The organism is Psychromonas saccharinae (genome assembly GCF_051201515.1).
In the GTDB taxonomy this organism is placed as follows: Bacteria; Pseudomonadota; Gammaproteobacteria; order Enterobacterales; family Psychromonadaceae; genus Psychromonas.
Map to the genome: position 1 here is coordinate 4,364,146 of NZ_CP195153.1, position 26,386 is coordinate 4,390,531.

The 26,386-nt window shown below is 38.6% G+C and carries 24 protein-coding genes; 12 read left to right on the forward strand and 12 right to left on the reverse strand.

The window, feature by feature from the left end:
* Positions 1 to 24: 24 nt before the first annotated feature.
* From ACR30L_RS19495 to ACR30L_RS19530, 8 genes are all read right to left on the reverse strand, one after another.
* Complete coding sequence (locus ACR30L_RS19495; RefSeq protein ID WP_435235893.1) at positions 25 to 1,074, reverse strand: Fic family protein; 1,050 nt, start codon at positions 1,072 to 1,074, stop codon at positions 25 to 27.
* Between the two features lie 479 nt (positions 1,075 to 1,553).
* Positions 1,554 to 2,045, reverse strand: a complete 492-nt coding sequence (locus ACR30L_RS19500) for an Hsp20 family protein (RefSeq protein ID WP_435235894.1) — start codon at positions 2,043 to 2,045, stop codon at positions 1,554 to 1,556.
* 173 nt (positions 2,046 to 2,218) lie between these two features.
* A complete protein-coding gene (locus ACR30L_RS19505) occupies positions 2,219 to 3,418 on the reverse strand; it encodes a multidrug effflux MFS transporter (RefSeq protein ID WP_435235895.1) in 1,200 nt (399 codons plus the stop codon).
* A 238-nt stretch (positions 3,419 to 3,656) separates the two neighbouring features.
* Positions 3,657 to 4,640: an NAD(P)-dependent oxidoreductase gene (locus ACR30L_RS19510; RefSeq protein ID WP_435235896.1), complete on the reverse strand. Its 984-nt coding sequence runs from the start codon at positions 4,638 to 4,640 to the stop codon at positions 3,657 to 3,659.
* Positions 4,637 to 5,713, reverse strand: coding sequence for a histidinol-phosphate transaminase (hisC, locus tag ACR30L_RS19515; RefSeq protein ID WP_435235897.1), 1,077 nt, complete (start codon positions 5,711 to 5,713; stop codon positions 4,637 to 4,639). The genes ACR30L_RS19510 and hisC overlap by 4 nt, the downstream gene beginning before the upstream one ends.
* Before the next feature lie 13 nt (positions 5,714 to 5,726).
* Positions 5,727 to 7,169: a Na+/H+ antiporter NhaC gene (gene nhaC, locus ACR30L_RS19520; RefSeq protein ID WP_435235898.1), complete on the reverse strand. Its 1,443-nt coding sequence runs from the start codon at positions 7,167 to 7,169 to the stop codon at positions 5,727 to 5,729.
* A gap of 54 nt (positions 7,170 to 7,223) precedes the next feature.
* Positions 7,224 to 7,718 (reverse strand): MarR family winged helix-turn-helix transcriptional regulator, encoded by a 495-nt coding sequence (locus tag ACR30L_RS19525; RefSeq protein WP_435235899.1) that lies wholly within the window; start codon positions 7,716 to 7,718, stop codon positions 7,224 to 7,226.
* 378 nt (positions 7,719 to 8,096) lie between these two features.
* Entirely contained in the window at positions 8,097 to 8,972 is an 876-nt protein-coding gene (locus tag ACR30L_RS19530) for a MurR/RpiR family transcriptional regulator (RefSeq protein WP_435235900.1), read from the reverse strand.
* Between the two features lie 306 nt (positions 8,973 to 9,278).
* Between ACR30L_RS19530 and ACR30L_RS19535 the strand changes: the two genes are divergently transcribed.
* The 5 genes from ACR30L_RS19535 to ACR30L_RS19555 all read left to right on the forward strand — a co-directional run bounded on the left by ACR30L_RS19535 (position 9,279) and on the right by ACR30L_RS19555 (position 14,360).
* The gene (locus ACR30L_RS19535) at positions 9,279 to 10,343 is read left to right on the forward strand and encodes a polyamine ABC transporter substrate-binding protein (protein ID WP_435235901.1); all 1,065 of its coding nucleotides are present in this window, start codon (positions 9,279 to 9,281) and stop codon (positions 10,341 to 10,343) included.
* A gap of 63 nt (positions 10,344 to 10,406) precedes the next feature.
* A complete protein-coding gene (locus ACR30L_RS19540) occupies positions 10,407 to 11,531 on the forward strand; it encodes an ABC transporter ATP-binding protein (protein ID WP_435235902.1) in 1,125 nt (374 codons plus the stop codon).
* Positions 11,528 to 12,427: an ABC transporter permease gene (locus tag ACR30L_RS19545; protein WP_435235903.1), complete on the forward strand. Its 900-nt coding sequence runs from the start codon at positions 11,528 to 11,530 to the stop codon at positions 12,425 to 12,427. Before ACR30L_RS19540 ends, ACR30L_RS19545 begins: the two co-directional genes overlap by 4 nt.
* Positions 12,428 to 12,453: 26 nt before the next feature.
* Positions 12,454 to 13,269: an ABC transporter permease gene (locus tag ACR30L_RS19550; protein ID WP_435235904.1), complete on the forward strand. Its 816-nt coding sequence runs from the start codon at positions 12,454 to 12,456 to the stop codon at positions 13,267 to 13,269.
* The gene (locus ACR30L_RS19555) at positions 13,269 to 14,360 is read left to right on the forward strand and encodes a P1 family peptidase (protein WP_435235905.1); all 1,092 of its coding nucleotides are present in this window, start codon (positions 13,269 to 13,271) and stop codon (positions 14,358 to 14,360) included. The genes ACR30L_RS19550 and ACR30L_RS19555 overlap by 1 nt, the downstream gene beginning before the upstream one ends.
* Positions 14,361 to 14,789: 429 nt before the next feature.
* Here the strand turns inward: ACR30L_RS19555 and ACR30L_RS19560 are convergent, their stop codons facing one another.
* Together ACR30L_RS19560 and ACR30L_RS19565 are read right to left on the reverse strand one after the other, a co-directional pair.
* Complete coding sequence (locus ACR30L_RS19560; RefSeq protein ID WP_435235906.1) at positions 14,790 to 15,458, reverse strand: RloB family protein; 669 nt, start codon at positions 15,456 to 15,458, stop codon at positions 14,790 to 14,792.
* Between the two features lies 1 nt (position 15,459).
* Entirely contained in the window at positions 15,460 to 16,737 is a 1,278-nt protein-coding gene (locus ACR30L_RS19565) for an AAA family ATPase (protein ID WP_435235907.1), read from the reverse strand.
* 369 nt (positions 16,738 to 17,106) lie between these two features.
* Between ACR30L_RS19565 and ACR30L_RS19570 the strand changes: the two genes are divergently transcribed.
* From ACR30L_RS19570 to ACR30L_RS19600, 7 genes are all read left to right on the forward strand, one after another.
* On the forward strand, positions 17,107 to 17,655 hold the full coding sequence (locus ACR30L_RS19570; protein WP_435235908.1) for a hypothetical protein: 549 nt from the start codon (positions 17,107 to 17,109) through the stop codon (positions 17,653 to 17,655).
* Between the two features lie 203 nt (positions 17,656 to 17,858).
* Positions 17,859 to 18,263, forward strand: coding sequence for a GFA family protein (locus tag ACR30L_RS19575; RefSeq protein ID WP_435235909.1), 405 nt, complete (start codon positions 17,859 to 17,861; stop codon positions 18,261 to 18,263).
* Between the two features lie 127 nt (positions 18,264 to 18,390).
* A complete protein-coding gene (locus ACR30L_RS19580; RefSeq protein WP_435235910.1) occupies positions 18,391 to 18,636 on the forward strand; it encodes a DUF6868 family protein in 246 nt (81 codons plus the stop codon).
* 104 nt (positions 18,637 to 18,740) lie between these two features.
* Positions 18,741 to 19,253 (forward strand): hypothetical protein, encoded by a 513-nt coding sequence (locus ACR30L_RS19585; protein WP_435235911.1) that lies wholly within the window; start codon positions 18,741 to 18,743, stop codon positions 19,251 to 19,253.
* Between the two features lie 467 nt (positions 19,254 to 19,720).
* Entirely contained in the window at positions 19,721 to 22,285 is a 2,565-nt protein-coding gene (nirB, locus tag ACR30L_RS19590) for a nitrite reductase large subunit NirB (RefSeq protein WP_435237927.1), read from the forward strand.
* Entirely contained in the window at positions 22,285 to 22,611 is a 327-nt protein-coding gene (gene nirD / locus ACR30L_RS19595) for a nitrite reductase small subunit NirD (protein ID WP_435237928.1), read from the forward strand. The genes nirB and nirD overlap by 1 nt, the downstream gene beginning before the upstream one ends.
* 237 nt (positions 22,612 to 22,848) lie before the next feature.
* On the forward strand, positions 22,849 to 24,453 hold the full coding sequence (locus tag ACR30L_RS19600; RefSeq protein WP_435235912.1) for an antiporter: 1,605 nt from the start codon (positions 22,849 to 22,851) through the stop codon (positions 24,451 to 24,453).
* A 257-nt stretch (positions 24,454 to 24,710) separates the two neighbouring features.
* On the opposite strand, the gene ACR30L_RS19605 is transcribed toward ACR30L_RS19600, so the two are convergent.
* Together ACR30L_RS19605 and ACR30L_RS19610 are read right to left on the reverse strand one after the other, a co-directional pair.
* A complete protein-coding gene (locus tag ACR30L_RS19605; protein ID WP_435235913.1) occupies positions 24,711 to 25,961 on the reverse strand; it encodes an NAD(P)/FAD-dependent oxidoreductase in 1,251 nt (416 codons plus the stop codon).
* 2 nt (positions 25,962 to 25,963) lie between these two features.
* Positions 25,964 to 26,386 (reverse strand): 4Fe-4S dicluster domain-containing protein, encoded by a 423-nt coding sequence (locus ACR30L_RS19610; RefSeq protein WP_435235914.1) that lies wholly within the window; start codon positions 26,384 to 26,386, stop codon positions 25,964 to 25,966.

The following is a 26,386-nucleotide window of genomic DNA, read 5'->3' on the forward strand; positions in this document are numbered from 1 at the left end:
TCGTTTCACCTAGCCTAATCTCACTCATTCCCTACCTAATCGTGTTAACTGATACTGCTGTAAACGACTGGTCGGCTTATCGGGAATCGTCATCTCAACCATTCCGGCTTCCAATGCCGGTTTTAAGTAACGTTTAGTGAAAGACTTCTTATCGCTAAGCCCTAATAATTCCTGTAGTTTTTCACGTTTAAATGCGCTTTCCTTAGATTTCTTTTGTTCCAGTCTCATTACGTTTAGTAATTTTTTGACCTGACTACTGCCTTGCCCTTTACTTAATGGCTTAACTTGGGGGGGCTTTATGAGTTTATTCGTATTTGGATATTCAAATGCTTGTAATGCTTTATTAATCATCTCTAGCATAAACTCAATAAATGGCGTGCTATTTGAGTGCTTCGTACTTGCCGCTAACACCGCATTTAACCTACTTTTTTTCCGAGCAATAAGGCTGTCTAAGGGTAAATAGAAAAAGACATCATTATATTGTTTTAAAATTAATGTTTGCCAAAATCGCCCGATTCTTCCATTCCCATCGGAAAATGGATGAATAGTATCGAGCTCGTAATTCATCACACAACTTTTAATTAACGGATGCGCATCACTTTCTTTCAACCAAATAAAGAGATCGTCCATCAGTTTAGGCACAAGATTAACAGGTGGTGCCATGTGAATGATTTTATTATTTTTAATCACCCCCATACTGCCCCATCGATATTGTTTATCTTCATCGATAAGTTGAAACATCAGCTTTTTATGAGCAAGCACTAAGCTTTGCTGATCATCAGACTGAAAAGTATCTAAGTGCTTATATAGACGAAAAACATTCTTTACTTCCAATACTTCCTTCGCTAAACCAATCACCTGCTTTCCATCTAGAATATCAAGAATTTGTGATTCGCTCAGCTTACTGCCTTCAATGGCTAAGGTACCTTGAACAATAGGAATAAGAGATGCGTTGAGTTGTTGTTCTGACAGCGTTGTGTGCTGGTAGGCAGATAATCGGCCCAGTTGCTCTCCGATCGATATAATTAATGAAATACTTTTATTGGTGAGGCTAAAACTAGGTGTATAACTCATTAGCATACTCTCCCGATGCCATTTGAAATACGCTTAAAGATCTGGCCACTTACTAAGCGCGACTTTTCCTGTCTATTTTCATTTTCCATTGAAATACCTCAGCACAAAAAAATGAGTAATTATTAATCAGTGTACTGCCTTGGGCAAAAGGGTTCAATGTGGTTTCGATACATTAAATACCAATTGTAATAATTAGCTGATCTATTTTGCTGGTTAAAATAGTTTATTTCTTTGTTGAAAGTTTCGTTAAGGGAACAACCATTTACATCAACTTTCGCCTCAAACTAAACCATTTTTCCAGCGCAAAATTTAGATCACATATTTAATACAATTGGTATAATTGCAATAGGACATACTAGGAAAGGATAGAGCGTATTAACGCTTATTTTAATAATAAAAATGGCAGACTAAGTACTTGTGAAGCAGCGAATAAAGTCTAAAGAGGCAGTACAATACTGCCTCTTTTTAATCTCATCAAGCTAAGCAGCTTGATCGTTACTTTTATCATTAATTACTTTTTCTTTTTTACGATGTTCTAATGCGTTATCTACCTGATTAATTGATATTTTCTTAGGTTTCATCGTTTCTGGAATTTCTTTAACAAGGTTGATATTTAATAAACCATTAGACAGATCAGCGCCCGTCACTTCAACATAATCTGCTAAATTAAATTTACGTTCAAATGTTTGATTTGGAATGCCTTGATGCAGGTAGTTATGTTCTTCTTGCGCTTTGTCTTTATTGCCCGATACACTTAACACCCCTTTCTCCACTTGAATATCAAGTTCATCTTGTGAAAAACCCGCAACCGCTAATGAAATCGTGTAGTTATTTTCACCGAGTACTTCGATGTTATAGGGAGGGTAAGCACTGACTTTTGTTTCCGTGGTTAGGGCATTATCCAGCAGGGATGCCAAACGATCAAAACCAACGCTATTGCGATAAAGAGGCGTTAAATCAATTGTGTTCATAATAAGTTCTCCTGAGAGTAAATAAAATAAAAACAGTAGGTGATGAGTCATATTCAACACACCATCACACTACTATATTTATGGTCATTATTATTATTTTTCAATAGAGAAAATAAAATTTTTTATGCGCGGATTTGCTTCCTAAAATAATCCCAACGAGCCTGCTTTGTTTATCAAGGATATTGCACCTTCTTTTGTGAAACTCTGATATATAAAAGTCCGGAAAAGGCCAGCAAAGACATTAAACCAATAATCGAAGTCATTGGGATAGCAGTTTTATCGTAAAGTAGACTTGCAATGTACCCACACAGTGCCCCTAGAGCAGATTGGGAACAACCAATTAACGCGGCCGCTGCTCCTGCTTTCTTAGGAAATGGCATGATCGCCAGTGTCATCGCCGATGGCATCACAACACCATTACCCAGCGCATAAATAAACATAGAGCCAACAAGCGTAAAAATAGACACGATTCCCAGCAAAGGGAGTATGGCTAAAATTGTCCCGCCCGTTAACAGCAACAAACAACCATACCAACTGGCTGATTCACTACCAAACTGCCGACTTAATTTTGCAGAAATAAGGCTACCCAAAAACATGCCGAATGCGTTGATACTAAATAACAATCCGTAATATTGAGCTGGAACCCCTAAGACTTCAATCAGCACAAAACTCGATGCAGAGGTATAGGTCAATACGCCTGCGACTGAGGTTGAAACCACCAAAAAGTAACAAAGGAAATGTTTATTACTGAGTAAAGACGCATAGTTTCGAATAATCTGTTTGAGTTGGGTTGCCTTGGGGTTCAATGCTTTATTTGTTTCCTGGAATGTAAAGTAAGTCCATAGCATAAGGGAAAACCCAATCCCGGCTAAAATCCAAAAAAGACTACGCCAACCAAAAGCAATACCCACAAAACCGCCAATCGCCGGAGCAATCAGTGGCGCCATAGAAAATCCCGTGATCATATAGGACATGACTTGTCCCATTTCCTTCGGAGAAAAGACATCTCTGGCAATCGCACGACTAATTAATACGCCCGCACACCCACCTAATGATTGAATAAATCGCCCCATGATCAGCACGTTAGCATCATGTGCCAATGCACAAACCAATGAGGCCAAACCAAATAATGTATAACAGATGATCAATATTGGCCGACGACCGAATCGGTCAGATAAAGGGCCAACAATAAGCTGAGCACAGGCAAATCCGATTAAATACACACTGACTGTTTGCTGGATGGTTGCCGCACTTGTGGCTAATGAGTCCGCCATTTCTGGCAATAGAGCGAGGTAAAAGTTAATCGACAATGGCCCCGATACACTTAGCGCGAGCAAAAATGCAATAAAGGCTAGCGAATGATAGGATTTCATAACCACGTTTTCCTGTTGTTAAATTAATGAGCTTTTAAAGTATGGCGAGATTTAAATTTGCGAGTAATGGCCGATTAACATTTTGATTTTTTTGGGGTATTCAACATAGAACTAGCTCTCAAGCGTAGCTTTATTGGTAAAAAAACGGCCTCAATATTCAAATTAAAATAGTTTAAATATTGAGGCCATTAACGACTGATTAAAGCGTTCTTTTATCCACGATTATCGTATAGCAACATTAACAAATCTGATTCTCTGTATAACCTTTTGCCTTAAACCCTTGCAATGACTTGATTGCTGAATTGACCATGTCTAATGCAGCTTGCCGTGTAAAAAAAGAATGATGGGCAGTAACTTGCACATTATCCATCGCTAATAACCTGTTAAGATTTTTATTGGTGATCTCTTTTTCACGAAAGTCATACCTAAAAAATGCGAGCTCATCTTCCACAACATCTAATGCAGCTGCAGAGACTTTTCCACTTTCAAGAGCATTAATTAATGCTTCGGTATCGATTAATTCCCCACGTGCATTATTAACAATACACACATTATCTTTCATCATGTTAAATGCTTTTTCATCAAGAAGATGATGGCTTGATTCAAGCAGGGGAGCGTGAAGCGTTATCACATCGGATTGTTTAAATACTTCCTCCAATGAAAGGTATTCCACATGCTTTTTAAGATCTTCATTCTCATAGATATCATAAGCAACAATTCTACAACCAAAGCCAGAAAGCCCTTGAATCACGCTTTGCCCAATTTTACCCGTTCCAATGACCCCAACGGTTTGATTGTGTAACTCTCTTCCTTGCAAACCAAATAGAGTAAAATCTTTCTGTCTTAACTTAGCTTGAGAAAATGATAATTTCCTTAAACAAGTTAAAATGGACATCACCGTAAATTCACCAACCGAATGAGGTGAATATGTTGCATTGCTGAACCGAAGGCCAAGCTCTTTACAAGCCTCTACATCAAGGTTTTCGTACCCAATTGCTTTGGTTGAAATATATTTAACGCCATATTCTTTTAGCTGAGTTAATACTTCTCTCGTTAAATCACATTTCGCAGCGCATGATACTGATTCATAGCCCTTAGCAAGGTGTACATTTTCCATACCCAGCGGTTGGCCAACCATCACAACTTCAACACCACATTCAGCCGCAACCGCTTTTAAATCCGCTTCTTGATTTTTAAATACACTGTAAAAAAGTATTTTCATTTTAGCTCCTTGAGTGCAGCGATTAGCGCTTTATTTTCCGCTTCAGTGCCAATCGTCACCCGCACAAATTTACCCATGGGGCGTATAATACAACCTTTTTTCAATAATCCTTTGTACGCCTCAATCGCTTCAATTTTCATATCGACAAAAAGGAAATTTGCCTCGGATTCGACGACATCAAAGCCCATCTCGGTAAATGCTTGGAAGAGATATTCTTTCCCTATTTGGTTATTACGTTTTACCGTCTCTAAAAACTCATCGTCATCTATTGCCGCTTCTGCTGCTGCTAAAGCAGGTGAGCTGGTAACAAAGGTTTGATGTGCTTTATAAAGCGTATCGATAATCTCTTTCGATGCGATACCATAACCAATTCTTAATCCTGCAAGACCATATATTTTAGAAAATGTCCTCACTATGAGTAGGTTAGCGAATTTATTTAACCCCTGCAGGGCGTCAGCCTCATCTCTATTTTCAACAAATTCAATATATGCCTCATCGACAACGACTAATATATCTCTAGGAACTGCGTCCAAAAATTGCTCAATTTCGGCATAGGATAAAATGGTTCCCGTCGGATTATTAGGGTTACAAATAATCATAAGTTTTGTTTTATCGGTGATAGCGTCTAACATACCTTGCAAGTTATATCTGTAACCTTCAGCTAAAGGCACCTCTACAGGTACACCACCATTACGCACGGTATTATTATAATATGCGGGAAATGTTGGCTTGCTATATACAACTTCATCTCTACTTTCTATTAAGATTTCTGTGACTAACCGTAAAACGCCACTTGCGCCATTAGAAACAATAATCTGCTCCATTGTGGTTCCCAATTTACGTGCAATGGCTTTCCTTAAAGAGATCGCACTAGGATCGGGATAGATATTAACGCCATTCGCAGTTGAATTTAGTGCTTCGATTCCCCGAGGAGAAACCCCTAATGGATTCTCGTTTGAGGCTAATTTAATAAGCGACTCTATCCCATACTCTTCTTGCACTTCTTCAATATTCGCCCCCGGAATATAGGGACGAATTTTACTGTAACTACTATTGGTTTTTTCTATAATCACGATTGGTACTTCCTTAATGAGATATTGCTATTGCTTGTTCTTTCTTTAATGCTTTCTTCGCTGCTTTCTTTAAAACTGGTTTTCCATTAATGGTCCAAACAGCAATACCTGTGAGACCAAAAATCATTGAAATACAAGGCGTTAAATAATTTAAGAAAGCATATGGGATATAACTTAAATCGATACTCATCACCGCTTGAATAAAGATACACGCGCCGCCCCAAGGTATAATTGAATTGGTTAACGTGCCGACATCTTCAAGCGATCTGGATAACACTTTTGGGTGAATATCCATATCTTTATAGGCATCTTTAAAAGTTCGCCCAACAATAATACTGCCTAAAATCATATTTCCGGTGGCTAATACAATCGATAAACCAGAAATAAGTGTGACGGGAATCAAGCCACGGTATGTTTTAACACTCTTAAGCATTTTAGAAATAAGCACCTGCATAATGCCGCTGTTATCTAATATGCCGCCCATTGCTGTCGCCGCTATAATCATCACAATACTTTCCGTCATCATGCTAATTCCACCTCTCGATAGAATTTTATCAACGATAGCTAAACCTGTTTCTGAATTGTATCCCCTCATTGTTGAAGCAATGATGTCGCTGAAGAAAATACCTTGGGTGAAGAAAGGAAGGATCATGCTTACAAACACAACAATTGCTAATGCAGGTATAGCCGAAACACGTTTAAAAGATAAAACTAACAGTAAAAAGGGAGGAATAACTGTTACAAGGGATACATTAAAATTAGCGTCTATCGTTGACATAATGTCAGCAACCATCGACATATCCGTTGTATTAGTACCATATTCGCTACCAATAATGGCGTATAAGATTAACGAGATAATCGCAGCAGGAAGCGTAGTCCATAACATAGAACCGATATGGTCAAACAAAGTTGCACCGGCCATTGCAGGCGCGATATTGGTTGTATCAGAGATTGGCGACATTTTATCACCAAAAAAAGCACCCGAAACAACTGCCCCTACCGTCATGGGAGCCGGTACACCAAGCCCCATACTCACACCTAAAAGAGCCAAACCAACGGTTGAAATCGTACCAAAAGAGGTCCCGGTTGCTAAGGATGTCGCAATACAAATCAGAAATGTCATAGGGAGGAAAATAGAGGGTGAAATAAGATCTAAACCGTAATAGATCAATGTAGGAACCGTCCCACCAATAATCCAAAGTCCAACAAGCATCCCTGAAAACATTAAGATGATATTGGCAACCATGGAATATGAGATCCCTTTGATTATCCACTCCTGAATTTGTTCCCATTTATTGCCTAAATACAATGCAACTACTGCCGCCGTTATCGCCCCAAATAAAATAGGCGTTTGCATACCGACCTTGAAACCAATCCCTACAATCATGACACCTAAAATAAGTGTAAAACCTATTATCGCTTCTAAAAACGATGGCTTTCTTAGTGCTTCATTCATGAAATTCTCCTTAATTATTATTAATTCCAGTTACATTTATTTACAAAATACTTATCATTTACCAATATTCGAGTTTCTTATTGCTGCATCAGCGATTTTAGAAGTGATAACGCTGTAAATTTTAATTTCTTCTTCCGTCAAAGCATCATTAAGCCGTTGATGAAACGCATCAATTTTAGGCTGAAGGTTTTCTCTATATGCTTGTCCTTCGGAAGTTAAAGAAAATAAACGAGAACGTCGGTCCTGCTCAGATTCTCCAGAGAAAACGAATTTCTTTTCTTCTAAAAACCTTAAAGCACGACTAACTTGGCCCTGATCTAAATAACAAAACTCAACAATGACCTTTTGTGAAGAACTGCCCATTTGGTGTAAGGCAAGCAGCACTCGCCAACTAGCCAGCGTTAACTCGGAGTTTTCTTTTATCAGGCGCTCAAATTCTGACATTATTAATTTAGCCAAACGCTGATTAAGGTGCATGGCAACACTGGTTCCGGGTGTGAAACCATCACTAATTAATGGGTTATCAAGGGATATGTTTAAGTCATTCATTAATTCGGCCTATTTATATGTCAAGACATGTAATTTATTATTCTTACATGAAAAAAGTATGCCAAATAATTAATTCCATATATAACAACAAGTTAAAAATAAGGATAGGAGTGAGAAATATAATATTGCACGTATGTAGGGCGTTTTTTAAGGATATTGCACCAACTGAAAATTAAGAGATTTGGTCAGTATCTGGTTGGTTGGAATCGATAACAAAGTAAAAGTAGATAAAATGGGCTAAAAATATTATTGAATTGTTCCATATAATGAAAACAAAAGAAGGCCTAGCAAACGGTTGGGTTTTGGGTAAGTTTGATAAATAAAGCCATCGCCTTCTTTTATAATGCCTATACCATTAGATTAGTTCGCCACTCCCCTTCAAAATAAGTTCATATGCTTGGAGATGCTGCTCCATCGTTTGACACGCAACGCACTATCAGGATTCCGGTCTGCAACGCAGTGAACAAGCATATTGGTGGCTAATACAATGCCCCATGTCGATTCCAAAAATAGGCCCGCTTTAGACTTCGTGTAAAATGCATGCGGTGTATACTCCTCTGCCCAGTAACAAAATTCATCCGTTATCACCACCACTTCCATATTGCGTTTTTTAGCTTCTGCGCATAATTTCTTACTCTCGGAAGCATAGGGAACAATATCTAACACAATTAAAACGTCATAACTTTTTTTCTTTTTTGGTTGCTCATCTATACCAAACCATTCAGCCAACATGCCATCATGGGGAGAAAGATACTGTACATGACTGCGCGCAAATAATAGCTTACGAGAAACATCTTCCGCCGTCCCTCTAATTGTCTGAAAGCCCGTCACATAAACTTTTTTAGCACGGTAAACTGTATCGACTAATTGCGTCCACGAAGGACTATCGAACTGATAATATAAACGCATCATCGCTTGCATATCGTTTTCCAAATGATCTCGGTAAAAACGATTAATAGGCGTTTTATCTTCAACTCCTCCATCTCGGTCCATATTCTCTTTTTTCATTTCATTTTTAAGCGCAGAAATGCCTCTGTAACCCGCACGTTTCAGAAAACGACTCACTGTAATCTGACTAACCGATGCTTTTTCTGCTATTGAAGCCCCCGTTTCAAAACTTATCTCATCCAAATTCAGAAGAATAAATTGAGCAACCCTGGCTTCGGAAACAGAAATTTCTGGAATTAATCGCTTTATTTTTTGTGCTGTTGCTGAAGTAATAACTTCCGATGGATTGCTAAAGGTATGAACCATACTATTTCCTTATCAATATTTACTTTTTTGCACGCCTTTGGCGCACCTATAAGACAACATCCCAATCATGGTGCGAAAAAGAAATAAATTATCCGATTATTTAATTTTACCAATCTAAAAAATAATACGTAAGACATTGTTATTTATTACTTTTTAAATATGTTAGAAATCTAACATATTATGATATAGAAAGGAAAGTATAAAAAACATACACTAATTTTACGATTTAATGAAGTCATAAAAGTGATTTTTTAAATGTAAAAAAGGGTGCCATTCAATCCACTTTCAACATACAAAGGTGTATCAATGAATATTTTAAAGACTAGTAATAACACTCGTTTATTCGACAGAAAATCTTTCAAAACCACACTTATCATTTTAAGTTTAGGACTATCACAACAAGCAATGTCTGCCGAAAAACTAAGATTGTATAACTGGGGAGATTATATTAACCCTAAAGTGCTTGAAAAGTTTACAGCAGAAACAGGGATTGAAGTAGGCTTAGATACTTACAGCTCAAATGAAGAGATGTTGGCAAAATTACAGGCTGGTGCGACTGGGTACGACATTGTATTTCCTTCTGTTCATATGCAAGACATCCTGTTTCAGCTCAATCTACTCGAAAAAACAGATATAAATAAGTCACCTGGTTTCAAACACATTGATACAAACTTTTTAAATGCAAAAACCGACCCCAACGGAGAATATTGTTTACCCTATGGATGGGGCACCGTTGGCATTGTTTATAATAAAAAACTAGCGGGTTCAGTTGAATCTTGGGACGACTTTTTTAATCTTGGCAAGCAGGGTAAAAAAATCGCCATGCTCGATGATATGCGAGAAGTTATTGCTATCGGTTTACTAAAAAATGGGAAAAGCATCAATTCAACTAATCGCGACGATCTTGAGCTTGCGCAAAAATTTATTCTTGAACAAAAACCTAATATCTCTTCATTTACATACGATAGCCCATCACTGGTTCAATCAGGCGATCTCGCTGCAGCACAATGGTATGTAGGTAGCCTGAATTATGTATTTCAAACACCTGATGAAATGGCTTACGTCATTCCAAAGGAAGGGGCCACCATGTACCAAGAAAACATGTGTGTACTGAAATCTGCGCCCAACAAAAGTAATGCAAAAAAATTCTTAACGTTTTTTACTCAGCCAGAAATTGCGGCATTAAATACTAAACAACAAATGAACGGTACCGCGAACAAGGATGCAGTCCCGTTACTGCCTGATTCTATTCGCACCAACGAAAGCATCAATCCTCCTGAAGAGGTACGCGAAAAACTTGAGATTTTCACTGAACTAGGTAGAGGAATTAAATTGTACGACCGTATTTGGACAAAAATTCGTACCTATTAATTCAACAATAGTTAGCGCTAACAACATAGCTCTAGATTCAATATGCTTAAAAGGAAGGATTGAATGTCAACTTATATATCTAACAACTATATACGTATACGGCGCGGTTACCGTCAATTTAAAACGCCGGAAGGAAATTTAGTTAAAGCGCTAGACGGCATTGATCTCACTATCGCAAAGAATGAATTTATTACCCTGTTAGGGCCTTCTGGCTGTGGAAAAACCACTGTACTCAAAATTATTGCAGGATTTGAGCGTTTAGATGATGGAGATGTTCTGATTGAAAACAAATCCATTCTTGAACTTCCTGCTCATAAACGTCCTGTTAATACTGTTTTTCAGTCTTATGCATTGTTTCCACATATGACCATTGAAGATAACGTCGGTTATGGGCTCGATATTGCCAAGATAAAGAAAACCGAAAGAAACCAACGGGTTAAAGAAACACTGGAAATGGTTGGCTTAAGCGGCACAGAAAAACGTATGCCATCGCAACTCTCAGGTGGTCAACAACAACGGGTTGCATTAGCGCGAGCCATTATTAATCGACCTAAATTATTACTGCTTGATGAACCGCTTTCAGCCCTTGATAAAAACTTACGCTTAAAAATGCAGATTGAACTTAAAAAACTGCAATCGGAACTCGGCATTTGCTTTATTTTTGTCACGCACGATCAAGAAGAAGCCCTAACAATGTCAGATAGAATTGTTGTACTCAATGAAGGAAAAGTTCAGCAAATGGGCACGCCTGATGAAATTTATCATACGCCCAAAAACCGATTTGTAGCCACGTTCATGGGAGAAAGCAACTTATTCACCGGTAAAATTGTTCAAATAGAAAAAGGCCATGCAACCATTGATTGTAACGGTGTGAAATTGTTCTGTGCGGAAAATGATTACCATATCGGAGACCAAGTCGAGGTTATGTTGCGGCCTGAACAACTCACGTTAGCCCCAACCATCTCAAATGACTTACCACAAGCCATAGAATTGGAAGTTCTGGAGATTGTGTTTATTGGCACCGACTATCAGTTACATGGAAAGTTAAGCAATGGCCAATCTATATCTGCATTGGTTCGCAAAGGGGAAGGTAATTATAATATTGGTGACATCGTCCCGCTGTATTACCAAATCAATTTAATTCATGTTATTTCGTTAAAAAGAAAAACGAAGCAGGTGTCAGCATGAAATTATTCACAAAAACATACTCGCGACAACAAATTTCTTTACTCGTAACGTTATCTCCGGCATCACTGTTTTTGTTGATTTTTTTCGTGATTCCTCTGTTAATTATGCTGACATATAGCTTCCTAGAACCAGGGCTTTACGGAGGAGTCGAATGGAATTTTTATCATTGGAATTACGGTCGAATGCTGGGCTGGGCAGACGGATATTATGAAGAATTTGATATTGTCTACCTTGATATTTTACTGCGCTCCATAGGATTAGCATTAACGACTGTTTTATGTACTTTCATTATTTGCTACCCCGTTGCTTTCTGGATCAGCAGTTTGTCTGAAAAGAAAAAATCATTATTTATCCTATTGATTACTCTGCCTTTTTTCACAAGCATGATTGTCCGTCTTTATGCCTGTATTTTGATATTGCGCGATTCCGGTTTCGCTAATCAATTTCTTGAATGGATGGGTATTATCAGCGAGCCATTAAGCATTATGTATTCAAATACAGCGGTGATTATCGGCATGGTTTATATCTTTATTCCATTTATGTTTTTACCCATCTATTCCAGCGTAGAAAACCTTGATAAGAAATTTATTCAAGCATCGGAAGACTTAGGTGCCACCCCATTTACGACCTTTCGAAAAGTAATTTTTCCAATGACGTTACCAGGGGTGCTAGCTGGCAGTATTTTAGTTTTCATACCTAGCCTTGGTAATTTTGTTATCCCAGATCTATTTGGTGGCACAAAAGTATTAATGATTGGCAATATGGTTGAACAGCAATTTCTTTATGCGAGAAACTGGCCATTTGGTGCTGCGTTATCAATGATTATCACGTTATTTATGTTGATATTACTGACCGTCGTGTTTTATCGAATGAAAAAATCGCCATTAAACTCATAACGGATTTTATAAAAGGTATCGATATTATGAAAAAATTACTCTCTGCCTACAGCTTGTTATTTTTTATCTTTCTCTACGCCCCCATCGCGTTGATCGTTATTTATTCATTTAATGCCAACCCAATTAGTATTCTCAACTGGGAAGGTGGAAGCCTCGATTGGTATCGACTTATATTTGGTGTCGCGCCCAAAGTACAAATGCCAGAAACCTACGTGGATTCAACGGGGCATCTATTAGACGCACTCAAAAATAGTTTGTATGTAGCCACAAGTGCAACACTGATATCCACTGTACTGGGAACGATGACTGCGTTAGGAATCGCTCGTTATCGGTTTAAATTGCGCGCTTTTTACCAGTTATTAATGCACGTACCCATGGTGATGCCCGATATCGTCCTTGGTATTGCATTACTTATATTCTTTGTTGGCTCAGGTTTTACACTTGGCTCAACCACCATCGTGATCGGCCATTGTACATTTTTAATAAGCTACGTATTTATTGTCGTGAGCTCACGGTTGGCTGGTATCGACCCGCTATTAGAAAGTGCATCTGCTGACCTAGGTGGCAATGAATGGCAAACCTTTAAACGTATCACCCTGCCACTTATTTTACCGGGTGTGATTGGTGGAGCCTTACTGAGCTTCATTATTTCCGTTGACGATGTCGTTATTACCTACTTTATCAGCGGCACAGATTCAACCACCCTACCCGTTTATATCCTTAGCATGATCAGAAAAGGAGTCAAACCAGAGATCAATGCAATCGCAACACTGATGCTACTGTTTTCACTCTGTATTGCATATGTAGGAATTTATTTTAAATCCAGAAAAAGAGCAGAATAATGACTAAAAAACTCAGAGCGAGAGAATTAGGTCTTCCTTTTCCAGGGAAAACCGGCAAAAACAACGCGATCACAGATGTTCCCGGTGTGTTAGTTGGTTATAAAACATTAATAAAAGACGATGTAACCTCCCCGGTCAGAACTGGCGTAACAGCAATACTGCCCCGTGGCAATAATAATACCCCTCAACCCGTTTGGGCAGGCACCTATGCACTCAATGGTAATGGTGAAATGACCGGTACGCATTGGATACAAGATGGTGGCTATTTTTGTGGCCCACTTATGCTCACCAATACACACGGTGTCGGAATGACTCACCATGCGGCGGTGAAATGGATGATTGAACGTTATAAAAACACCTGGGCTGACAACCACCTTTGGGCTATGCCTGTTGTCGCGGAAACATATGACGGTGTATTAAATGACATCAATGCCATGCATGTAACCGAGCAGGATGCGTTAGATGCACTAGCAAATGCACAGGATGGAAAAATCGATGAAGGCAGTGTCGGCGGTGGTACAGGCATGATTGCCTATGGCTTCAAAGGAGGGAGTGGGACATCATCTCGCCTTGTGACGGTAGGCGATGACACTTATACAGTGGCCTCTTTTGTACAAGCTAATCATGGGATTCGACCATGGCTTAATGTACTCGGCGCCCCCATTGGCCAGTATATGCCAGATGCCGGCATGCTAGAAGAAAAAGAGATGGGATCAATCATCGTAGTCTTAGCCACCGATGCCCCAATGCTGCCTCATCAGCTTAAACGCATGGCAAAACGCGCTGCAATTGGTATTGGTCGAAATGGTTCCCCCGGCGGCAATAATTCCGGTGATATATTCTTAGCCTTCAGTACCGCTAATGAGCAAGAGTTACCTCAGTTATCAGGCAACTACTCTACAATGACGTGTTTAAATGATGAATTATTTGATGATTTTTATTTGGCTGCCGTGCAGTGCGTTGAAGAATCGGTCATCAATGCGATGGTCGCAGCAGAAGATGTAACCACTTTTAAACCGAGCGGTTTAACGTGTAAAGCGATCAATACGCAGGAGTTAGTTAACTATGTAAATCAATTTCATCGTATTTAATACTTCTTATTCAACGTGTTGATATATCGTATTTTTTGAATGGAATAGTAGCGCATAATTATTGCGTGACAGCAATTTACACAACGCCACTTAATACATAATAAAACGCCACCAATTTGAAACCCGCAGGTATTGAGTGTGGTGGCGTTTTCATTGCCATAAATAGAACAGAAGACATTATATTTTTTAAATCCCCTCCTAACAGAACTCAGAAAGTCAGCAAAAATAAAATACTAAGCAGACAACTTGCTGACAAATCATTCCGTATTTTTGTTGATAATAGAGAACATTTCTATCTATCCACATGATAAATTTTTGATTATTGGGCTTAACGCATTGTTTTTATGTTCTGAAAGCGTATATTTTATACAAATTAAACGATTCCGTCTTTTCACCGTAAATGCGGAATCATTCGGCTTAATTACACTGTCAGCCATCTTTCATCGTTTGGAGATAGTCGACAAGCTCATGAATTTTAGTTGATGGATTGTCTGTGTGATTTTTTTCTGAATGATTTAAAGCTCTTATTGAGTTTTGCTTTGCAAATTCAACCTGATCTATTAGCAAAGAAAAAATATTGCGATTACCTTTTGTATAATTAGGAATGAATTTTTTCAATTCTTTAAGAACTTCATTCCCTATACTTGAATTTCCGGTAGCATGGTACGGTTTGGTTGTATATTGAAAGTGCAGCAACAACCAATATTCAAAACATGGAACTGATACAGCTGCAATATAGATTTTTTTAGGAACTTTAGCTGCTATGTTTCTGAGTGTTATATCATATGACTCATGACTGTCTCGATCAAAAACACAGTATATTTGATCAAACGCATCACCTTTTTGACTTTCTTTATCAGCTAACTCTTCAGCCCTTGCTAAAACACTTTTGGGGCTAGAACCACATGTCCCATCAATTTCAACATTTGCTGTATTTAATTTGTAATAATTGACTATCTCTTTGAAATAGTTCGGTTCTGTTTTAGAACCTTCGCAGACTATTAAAATTTTATCATATGAAGAACGCCTAGATTGCCTTCTTTGTAGACTTTCGGCTGCTTTTGCTTTTCTTTTATGGTGTAAGTTATCAGTTCCCATTTTAACATCCATGTAGTTCAAAGGTGTTAATGAAAGGAAGTGCGCCGTATCTACCTGCCAAGTATCCTAACTCAATATTTTCACGATCTTTGCGAGGGCTAAAATCGGTCAAAGGATATAGTGTTGTTTCTTGAGACTTGTTTTTTTCACAAAACCAAATTTGATCTCTTCTGAAAACATCTTGGTTCAAAATGGATGTTTCATGTGTTGTAAAGATAAGCTGAGCATTATTCGGGTTTGTTTTATTACAATGAAATAATTCGACTAAATATTTAACCATTTTAGGATGTAAACTATCATGAAGTTCATCAATAATTAGAATATATCCATTTTTTAAGCTATCAATCCAAGGGCCTGCGAATGAAAAAAACTTTTGTGTTCCATCGGATTCATCGCTGATATCTAATGGTACAAGCCTGCCGGATTGGGTTTTATGAATTGTTTTAATATCGATAACTTCTTTGCCTTTCATTTCTTTGATGATATTTTCTTTAATAAGAGAAGGAAGTTCATCAGGCAAAGAACCCGGATCAAATTTTTCAGTTTCAATTTCAATATCGTGAATATCAAAGTCAGCTGCCCGTAAAAAGTTTAGAACCTTTGTTTTATCTGCATTATTTTCGCATAAAGACGCTGTAAAGGTAGGTCCCCATCCTCCAATATTAGTAGGTCTTAATTTTTCTTTAAACCAACTGAAAATAGGTTTTAATTGCTCACTATTTAATTGCACTGCCGTAGATAAAAATAGAGCATTAGCACGAGTTGCGTTTTGCCAAACACTTTTCTGTCCTAATAAGTAATCACTAAATTTATATTCATATTCAGTGCTTTCACTATTAAATACCCTTGAAAACCACCTTTGTGGTCTTCCTTTAGGGTAAGCAATTAACCATTCTTCTAGAACTTGCTTTTCAGTAGTTGAAAAACCGTATTGATAACGCACTCCCTCACTAATAAATACAACTTCAAATTCAGTAGGTTGATCTGGGGAGATGTCATCAAAAAGAAAAGGGGTTACAGCAATTGAATCCCCCTCTTGACTTTTAGATGCTGAATTTCTAACGATATATTCCATGTCCATAAGGGCTCTAATTAAATTAGATTTACCAGAAGCATTTGCGCCATAAATAACTGCAGAACTTAATAGTGGTACTGCCGACGGAGCCATGGGGAGAAAGGTGTTTTTGTCTTTCAACTCATCACCATTTGCTTTTACCATGCTAAATACTTGCTCTTCTTTGATTGAGCGATAGTTTTTAACTGTAAATTCAATTAACATTTGAAAACCTTTTAAAAATTAAATTTTATTATACGAAAATTATAATAACACTATAGAAACCAAAAGCTCGGTTTAGATCATCAAAAAAGGTATTTTATGTCAAATATTGCAATTAAAATGGCGAACAAGCTAATCAACTGGAGGCATAACCCGCCAGTTATTAGGGTTTTGAAGTTGTAGAATAACTTATTTTTAATAAATATATAATAATTTACGATTTTCAAGTTATTGTTTTATCTAAAGACTAATTTTATAAATGACTGTCTTTTCTTAAAAGTAGAGAAATTCTACAGCCTCGTAATGCTCTAAACCCAAATTCAAAAAGTGCCTAAATGTAGAGGGGTGTCTTTAATTTTAAAAGGTAATACTTTGAGCGACTGGATTTACGCAAATCAATTTGATACACAAAACAAGTATTCAGCCTATTGGCATAACAAAGCGTGTCACCTAATGAAATCTTCCAACATATTATGGGGTGCTTGTAAGAATGGTGATTTATTAGATAGTGGAGATACATATTTAATGTTAATGGGTCTTTCATTTGAATTACTCCTAAAGTCATTCTATGTAGCTAATGATAAACCAGTACCTTCACACCATGGCCTTGATAACTTAACATCAGAGTGTTTTTACCAACCAACAAAAAAAGAAATTATTATTTTAAGAGTACTTAGTGGTTACATAACATGGCAAGGACGTTACCCTGTACCAAAAGATAAAACTGACAAGTCTACTGGTGAAAAGATTGGTTTTCATTCAATTAGGGATCAAGCAAAACCCTTCGAAAATACACTAGGGTTTTCTGAACAGTTAGCAGGTCAAACAAACAGTCAAATAAATAGAAGCGATCTGAACTTTAACAATCTCATCGTTCTATGGAAAAAAATTAATGCTCAGTATCTTGATCGCTATATATAAACATAACAAAAGACTAATCAATTGGATGTATAACGCGCCAGTTATTAGGCCGTTGTGGCTGTAGAATAACTCGTTATTCACCAAATCATGAAAACTTTCTATTTTTTAACTTGTTGTTTTAATTGGCAATTAAATTTTTAATAGAGGATTTTTTTCTGGAAATGGAGAAATTCTACAGCCTCGTTATGCACTTAGGAAGAAAAATGGAAATGTTAATTGGCTCATGCCTATGTGGAAAAATTGGAATTGAAGTTCCTGATGATTTTGATTATATGGGAAATTGTCATTGTTCTGAATGTCGTAAATTTACTGGCTCAGATTACTCATCAGTTGGTGGGATTTCATCGTCAAAATTTGCTTTTACAAAAGGTGAGGAGTTTGTTTCCATTTACTCCAAAAGTGAGGAAACAGAGCTAGCATTTTGTAAGTGTTGCGGTTCAAGCTTATTTTCTAGAAAAATCACCGGTGGCAAGCATAATATTCGTTTAGGTATTCTGGACAGCACCCCAACGCATAAACCTAACTTTCATATCTTTGTTGCTTCAAAAGCACCTTGGTTTAATATTAATGATGATCTTAAGCAATTCGATAAAAGCCCAGTAAAATAGTGAGTCACTGATAGAGCCTTTTTAAGTTGGAAACTGATCATTTGGCGTTGGCCATCACTCCGCGCTTATATCCAACGGAAATTCTACGGCTTCGTTATGCAAAACGAATATTACGGAGATATAATCAATGGTTGGCGTCAATGAACTTACTACTTTTTTCGGTTGGTGTACTGTAATAAATCTTAGTATTTATTTGTTTTCAGCGTTTTTTATTATCGTATTTAAGCGTTTTACGATTAATCTCCACAGTAAAATTTTAGGTGTTGCTACTTCTGAGTTACCGAGTATGTATTTTAAGTTTTTGGGTAATTATAAAATAGGCATATTACTTTTAAACTTATCACCGTATATTGCATTAAAATTAATGGCTTAGTGTAGAATTCGCATACAAATCAATTTATTACAAATAAGGAACTTGTAATGCTTTATTCTTAATGTATTATTTTTAACATTAAGTCATTATTTAAGCACAAACACATGAAAAAAAAGTTATTTAATGGAAGATGGGTAATCCTTTTAACTTGCCTATTTGTAATCGGTGGTTGTGATAGCCATTTATACACTCAGTTTTTTCGAAACCCATATACAGTTGATATAGCAAGCCTGAAAACTCTACAAGCAGATAAATGGTATGAATTTGATGTATCTGCAAACGCTTATAACCGAACTCAAAAAATAAGAATTAAGTTTAAAGGCAGTGAACCAGATAAACTTGATACTTTTATTCGAGGTGGAGATGAAAATTATCAAGGGGGTGAACGAGTTTTTGATTCATCTTCTTTTCCAGATAAAGAAATTAATTTTGAGGTATTGGCTTTTGATGAAAATGACGTTGAATATGTATTTAAAGCGAGCGGACTTTCATCTGGTATAGTGTTTTATAATGAGGGGGAGCCTCTTATCGGAAAAGTGATAAAAAAAATAAAGGTAAAAGCCAATCTAACTCTCACTAATGCTCAAATAACATGGATTTCTTACACAGGAAAATAATGCTCGCCACTGGGATAAGTAAGCATTGCCATAGCAGCAATAACTAATTGTTTTTAATGAATTTATCAACAAGTCATTCGATGTTTTTAACTTGCTTATTAATGCACTTTTACAGTAAGAAGAGTAACAACTAACGAAGTACAAATAGCATTTTTTCGTTCACTAAAACAAGCCAAAAACAGCAAAGTGAAGAATGATTCGCTTTGGCTGTAAAACCAAGTGAAAACAACTAAATAAATCATATGTTATCTCTACCAGAGTAATTATTTTATCCGTACTAAACCTTTGATAAAATACTCACAACCAACTAATAAATATACACATTTCCCATAATTAATTATCCTCAACTTACTTTTCACGCTCTACCCCTTTAGAGGTATTTGGGTTTCAAATTGATTTCAATCAAGATTGAAACTGTTTTTTTCACTAAAAATGTTCCTATTACGTATCCAAAGGAAATACATTTTATGTGCGACAAAACGAAACTTGTCATCATAGGCAATGGCATGGTTGGGCATCGTTATATTGAAGACCTTGTTGAAAAAACAGATGCTTCAAATATAGAAATTACTGTTTTTTGTGAAGAGCCATTGGTGGCTTATGATCGAGTGCATTTATCCTCGTATTTTTCACATCACACAGCTGAAGAATTATCTTTAGTCTCCCCCGGCTTTTATGAAAACAATGGCATTAATATTCTAGTCGGCGAAAAGGCGATTAATATTAGTCGCGAAAAACAAATTGTTTTTTCCAGTAGTGGTCGTGAAGTTTCCTACGATAAATTAATATTAGCAACCGGCTCTTACCCATGGGTTCCACCAATTAAAGGCTCTCAAAACAGAGACTGCTTTGTTTACCGTACCATCGAAGATCTAGACCTAATTGAAACCGCATCTAAGAAAAGTAAAAGCGGTGTCGTTGTTGGTGGGGGTCTATTGGGTTTGGAAGCAGCAGGTGCCTTGAAGGCATTAGGCGTCGAAACTCATGTTATTGAATTTGCACCCGTGTTGATGGCTGAACAGCTGGATCAACAAGGCGGCATGCAACTGCGTAAAAAAATTGAAAGCATGGGTGTGCAGGTCCATACCGGCAAAAATACACAGGAAATTGTGGCTGGCGGAGAAAATGCGCGTAATACCCTGCTATTTGCCGACGGCAGCAAGCTAGAAGTCGACTTTATCGTATTCTCCACTGGTATCCGCCCTCAAGATAAACTAGCTCGTCAGATGAAGCTAGATATTGCCCCTCGAGGCGGTGTTGGCATTAATGATTATTGTCAGACATCCGATGAAAATATCTACGCTATCGGTGAGTGTGCGTCATGGAATGAACGCTTCTTTGGTCTAGTCGCACCCGGTTATAAGATGGCAACCGTCGCAGTTGATCATTTGCTCGGTAACGAAAGCCGTTTTGAAGGCGCCGATATGAGCGCTAAGCTAAAATTGCTAGGCGTGGATGTAGGCAGTATCGGTGATGCCAATGGCCGGACGCCTGGCTGTAAAAGCTATGTTTATTTGAACGAAGATGAAGAAACCTACAAACGCCTGATTGTTTCTGAAGATGGTAAAACCTTACTCGGTGCGGTACTGGTTGGCGATACGTCCGATTACGGTGATCTACTGCAGTTGAAACTCAATGACATCGAGTTGCCAGAACACCCTGACACTCTCATTTTTCCTGCCTATGCGGGTGGAGAAAAACCAACTTTAGGCGCGGATGCTCTACCGGAAACTGCGGTGATCTGTTCTTGTTTTGATGTAACCAAAGGCAGTATTGCTCAGGCAGTAACAGACGGAAACCACACGATTGCAGCAGTCAAGGCGGCAACGAAAGCCGGTACCGGTTGTGGAGGTTGTGTGCCTCTTGTAACATCGGTGCTTAATGCCGAGCTAGAAAAAGCCGGTATTGAAGTATGTAACGATCTCTGTGAGCACTTTGCATATTCGCGTCAGGAACTATTCCACCTAGTTCGTGTTGAAGGTATTAAAAGTTTTGATGAACTACTGGAAAAACACGGTAAGGGTTATGGTTGTGAAACCTGTAAACCCGTTATCGGCTCTATTCTCGCCTCATGCTGGGGAGATCATATTCTGAAGCCTGCACATGTCGGTCTTCACGATACCAATGATAATTTCCTAGGTAATATACAAAAAGACGGTACCTACTCGGTCATTCCACGTATGGCCGGTGGAGAAGTCACCCCTAAAGCCTTGGGGGCATTGGTTGCTATTGCAGAGGAATACAACCTCTATACCAAGGTAACCGGTGCTCAACGTATTGGTCTTTTTGGTGTTCATAAAGATGATCTCTTAACTATCTGGAAAAGGCTAATTGCTGCTGGATATGAAAGCGGACAGGCCTATGGCAAAACACTGCGTATGGCAAAAACCTGTGTCGGCAGCAACTGGTGTCGTTACGGTGTACAAGACAGTACTGGTCTTGGTGTGATGCTTGAAAACCGTTATAAGGGGATCCGTACTCCTCACAAAATGAAGTTTGGTGTTTCTGGCTGTACCCGTGAATGTTCCGAATCTCAAGGTAAAGATCTAGGTATTATTGCCACCGATAGCGGCTGGAATATGTATGTCTGCGGTAACGGTGGTATGACACCTCGTCACGGCGATTTGCTGGCATGTGATTTAGATGAACAAACACTGCTGAAATACATTGACCGTTTCATGATGTTCTACATCCGCACCGCAGATAAACTGCAGCGCACCTCGGTCTGGATGGACAATCTGGAAGGCGGTATTGATTACCTTAAGGAAGTCATTATGAATGACAAACTGGGGATCAATGACCAGCTTGAGAAGGATATCGGCACCCTGATTGAGAACTACAGTTGTGAGTGGAAAGATACCGTTGAAGATAGCTCCTTGCATCCGCGTTTTGCCCATTTCATCAATACTGATCAACGAGATGATAACTTGGTTTATACGCCTGAACGCAAGCAACACAGACCGGCAACATTTGCTGAAAAGCAATTACAAATGAAAGGTGAAATCATACACATGGAACTGGAGAATCAATGATGAGTGAGTGGCAAAAAGTTTGTGATATAAAAAAAATAACTCCAGGAACTGGCGTATGTGCACTGGTTAACGGAGAGCAGGTTGCCCTATTCCGTCCTTATCAAGATGAACAGGTGTTTGCTATCCATAATATGGATCCGTTTAGCAAATCGAATGTTCTATCTCGAGGTATTATCTGTGAACATCAGGGTGAACTTTGGGTTGCTAGTCCATTGAAAAAACAGCGTTTTAGCCTCAATAATGGACGTTGTCTTGAGGATGAAAAGGTTAATATTGCAGCTTATGAGGTGCGTGTTACCGATGGCATCGTAGAAATGCCGGTTTAAATACTTACATTAGGAATTGTTACAACATGCCCAGTCATTTTGTAACGATTCCTGGTCCAGCTTTAAATAACCAAGGTTGGACAGCCATTATTATTGAAAGCATTAGTGTTTAAAGTAGAAATAAGCTTTTCTGATAAGAGTTTATCTCTGTTTTAAACCTCATTTATTGAGTTCAAATCCTTTCCGATGACGAGCTTTTTAATATGAATAAATTTTGATTTTTAATGGAGTAATTCAATGTCAGATATACAAAAGTGGGATGTAGAAAATCCCGATTTTTGGGAGTCCGAGGGAAAGAAGATTGCTAACCGCAACCTTTGGATCTCAATACCGAGTTTGCTTTGCGGTTTTGCCGTATGGGTTTACTGGGGAATCATTACCATCCAGATGTTGAATCTGGGCTTCCCATTTGCAAAAAGTGAACTATTTACATTAATGGCTATTGCCGGCTTAACCGGTGCAACCCTTAGAATACCAAGTAGTTTCTTTATTCGTTTAACGGGTGGTCGTAACACAATTGTTTTCACAACTGCTTTATTAATGATTCCTGCTCTTGGTGCGGGTATCGCCTTAGAAGATAAAACGACACCTCTCTGGGTATTCCAGGCATTAGCGCTACTATCCGGCTTTGGTGGTGGTAATTTTGCATCATCAATGTCTAATATCAGCTTCTTTTTCCCGAAAAAGAAACAGGGTCTTGCACTAGGCTTGAATGCAGGTTTAGGTAACTTTGGTGTTACTACCATGCAAATCCTGGTTCCACTTGCGATGACTTTTGGTCTATTCGGTGGCGAATCAATGGAGCTGGTTAATACGTCTGGTACGTTAATTGGTAAAATTCCTGCTGGCTCTGAAGCATGGATCCAAAATGCCGGCTATATTTGGCTAGTGTTCCTGATCCCTTTAACGGTTATTGGCTGGTGGGGCATGAACAATATCAAGGCGTCACACGTAACACCTGACCTGCCTAATCCGGTTACTTCATTCTCACTTATATCAGGTATGCTTCTAATTGGTTTTATTACCTCAATCTTCGGTTTGTGGTTAATGCTGCCTGAAACAGTCGGTGGATCTGGTTTTGGTATAAGCAAGTGGATTGTATTACCCATCGTTATTGCGTTGACGGTTTACCTATTAAAACTGATCCCTGGGCAAGTAAAAGAAAACCTAACCCACCAATATAAAATATTCAATAATAAACACACATGGGTGATGAGTATCATCTACACCATGACCTTTGGATCATTTATTGGTTTTTCTGCTGGTTTTGGTTTAGCAATCAAGGTTATCTTCGGTTATCAACACCTTATGGTTGATGGCGTAATGACGCATGATACCATTAATGACCTCGGACCCAGTGCGCTAATGTATGCTTGGATGGGACCTTTCATCGGTGCCTTGATTCGTCCTGTGGGCGGTTGGATTGCCGATAAAGTCGGTGGTGCATTGGTAACTCAAATCTGTGCAATTGTGATGACAGGTAGTGCGGTTGGTGTTGCTTACTATATGCAAATTGCTTATTCATCAGCTACACCGCAGGATGTTTTTGTTCCATTCCTACTTCTGTTCTTGGTTCTATTTACAGCGACGGGTGTCGGTAATGGTTCTACATTCAGAACTATCTCAATGGTATTTAATAAAGAGCAAGCAGGTCCAGTATTAGGTTGGACTTCGGCTGTTGCGGCATACGGCGCATTTATTATTCCTAAGGTACTCGGTGAACAAATTAATCTAACCACTCCGGAAAATGCGCTTTACGGCTTCGCTGTTTTCTATGGTGTATGTATCCTGCTTAACTGGTTCTTCTACCTAAGAAAGAACGGTCAATATTACAATCCTTAGACACTGTCATTTTTAAATACAGCAAGGTGGCTTAGGCCGCCTTTGTTGTTTTATACCAACCGTAATAATTAGCTGATCTATTTTACTTATCAAACACCTATTCAAAATACCCAAAAATATCAATGATTAACAACAAATATTGTTTATCTAAATTGGCAGGCAATGTTGTAGAAGATATTAAAACAAGTGGATGAATTAGCAGCCCGGTAATACTGATTTATTCCGTAGGCTGCTTTTTATTTTGAAGAAGTTTGGTATTAAAAAGTGAACTCGTGGTTATTTTTCAATTTAAAAAAGTCTGAATAATCAATCTTAAAGAGTGATTTTTTAACCTTAGATATGTCCATTTTAGATCTGATTAACTGAGTCAATATACCGGCATAGGAAAGGTCTCCCTGCACGATTGCACCAAAGATAACACCGTCTTTATGGATGATTTTCTTATAGGTTCCCTTGCCGCCCTCATCAACCTCCACGCTATATCCCTGTTCGACATATTCCTGCTCAGGTTTAATAGAATCACCTAGGGAAAGGGTCGGTATATCAAAGAAATTCATGGTCGCCTTTGAGGTAAAGAAGTCGGTCATCTCACAGGCTTCGCCGGTCATATTATTGGTGGCAATGATCCCTTCTTTTACTGCAACGGGCCAAATTGGCGCGATGCCGCTTACATCACCCGCACCATAGACATCTTTGACATTGGTTTCGCCTCGGGCATTAAAGACTAGGCCACACTTGCTCAGTTCCACGTTGGTTCCCTCAAGAAACTCGACATTGGAGCGCACACCGGTTGCGACAATCACCAGATCCGCCGTAACAACTCGGCCATCTCTTAGCCCCAGAGATATCACCTCTTTCTGTTCATTGAGGTTTGCCACCTGAACAAAGCTTTCGAGATAGAGATCAACACCGCCCTTGATTAGTTCATTTTCATATTGGATAGAAGCCTTTTTATCCAACTGAAGTGGTAGTAATCGGTCGTTGGTTTCCACCAATGATAGTTTGGCAGAAACTGACTTTGAATGAAGCAGTCCGGTGACGGCATCCATTCCAATAAGCCCAGCACCGACCACAGCAATGCTTTTGGCTTGTTTAGCCAGCTCGATAACTCTGTCGCAGTCATCAAGTGTTTTCATACCCACGACATTAATCCCCTCTCTCAGGTTCTCAATGGGCGGGATAAAGGGTCTAGAGCCGCTTGCGATAAGCAGTTTGTCATAGTCCACTTCTTGACCATCATCCAATACTACTTTTTTTTCATCTTCAAGAAGTTTGACAGCCGATCTTCCTTTGATCCAGTTGATGTTGGTTTTCTCAAAGAAGTCCTTATCGACAAAGTTGATCCCTTCCTTGGTTCTTTCTCCGGAGATATAGTGATGAATGATGCAGCGTGAATATATATACTCATCGGTAGATACCACTGTAATTTCACCATTGGGATCCATTCTTCTTAGGTTTTCTGCACCGTTCATTCCTGCAGCTGAGGCGCCAATTACTACATATTTCATCACTATTTTATCTCCTCAACGGTGATCGCTTCCATTGGACACTTGGTGACACAGGCAGGTCCCGTTGGATTTTCAACACACATATCACACTTTAAAATCTCTTTTTTGGTTCGATCGTCTTCTTTTAGCACACCATAGGGACAAGCCATCACGCACATATAACAGCTGGCACATTTTTCCTTGTCGTATAGTACCAATCCGGTTTCCAAATCCTTTCTCATCGCGCCGCTCATACAGGTGTAGACACACTCTGGCTGATCACAGTGTCTGCAGAATATTGGTGTCGGCTTCAAGTCGCTGCTCATTACCACACGGTTTCTTGATTCTTCCGAATCTTTTTCAACCATACAGGCGCTGACACAGGTCAGACAGCTGATACATTTATCGCGGTCTATCTGAATTCTTTTCTTCTTTAATTCTCTCAT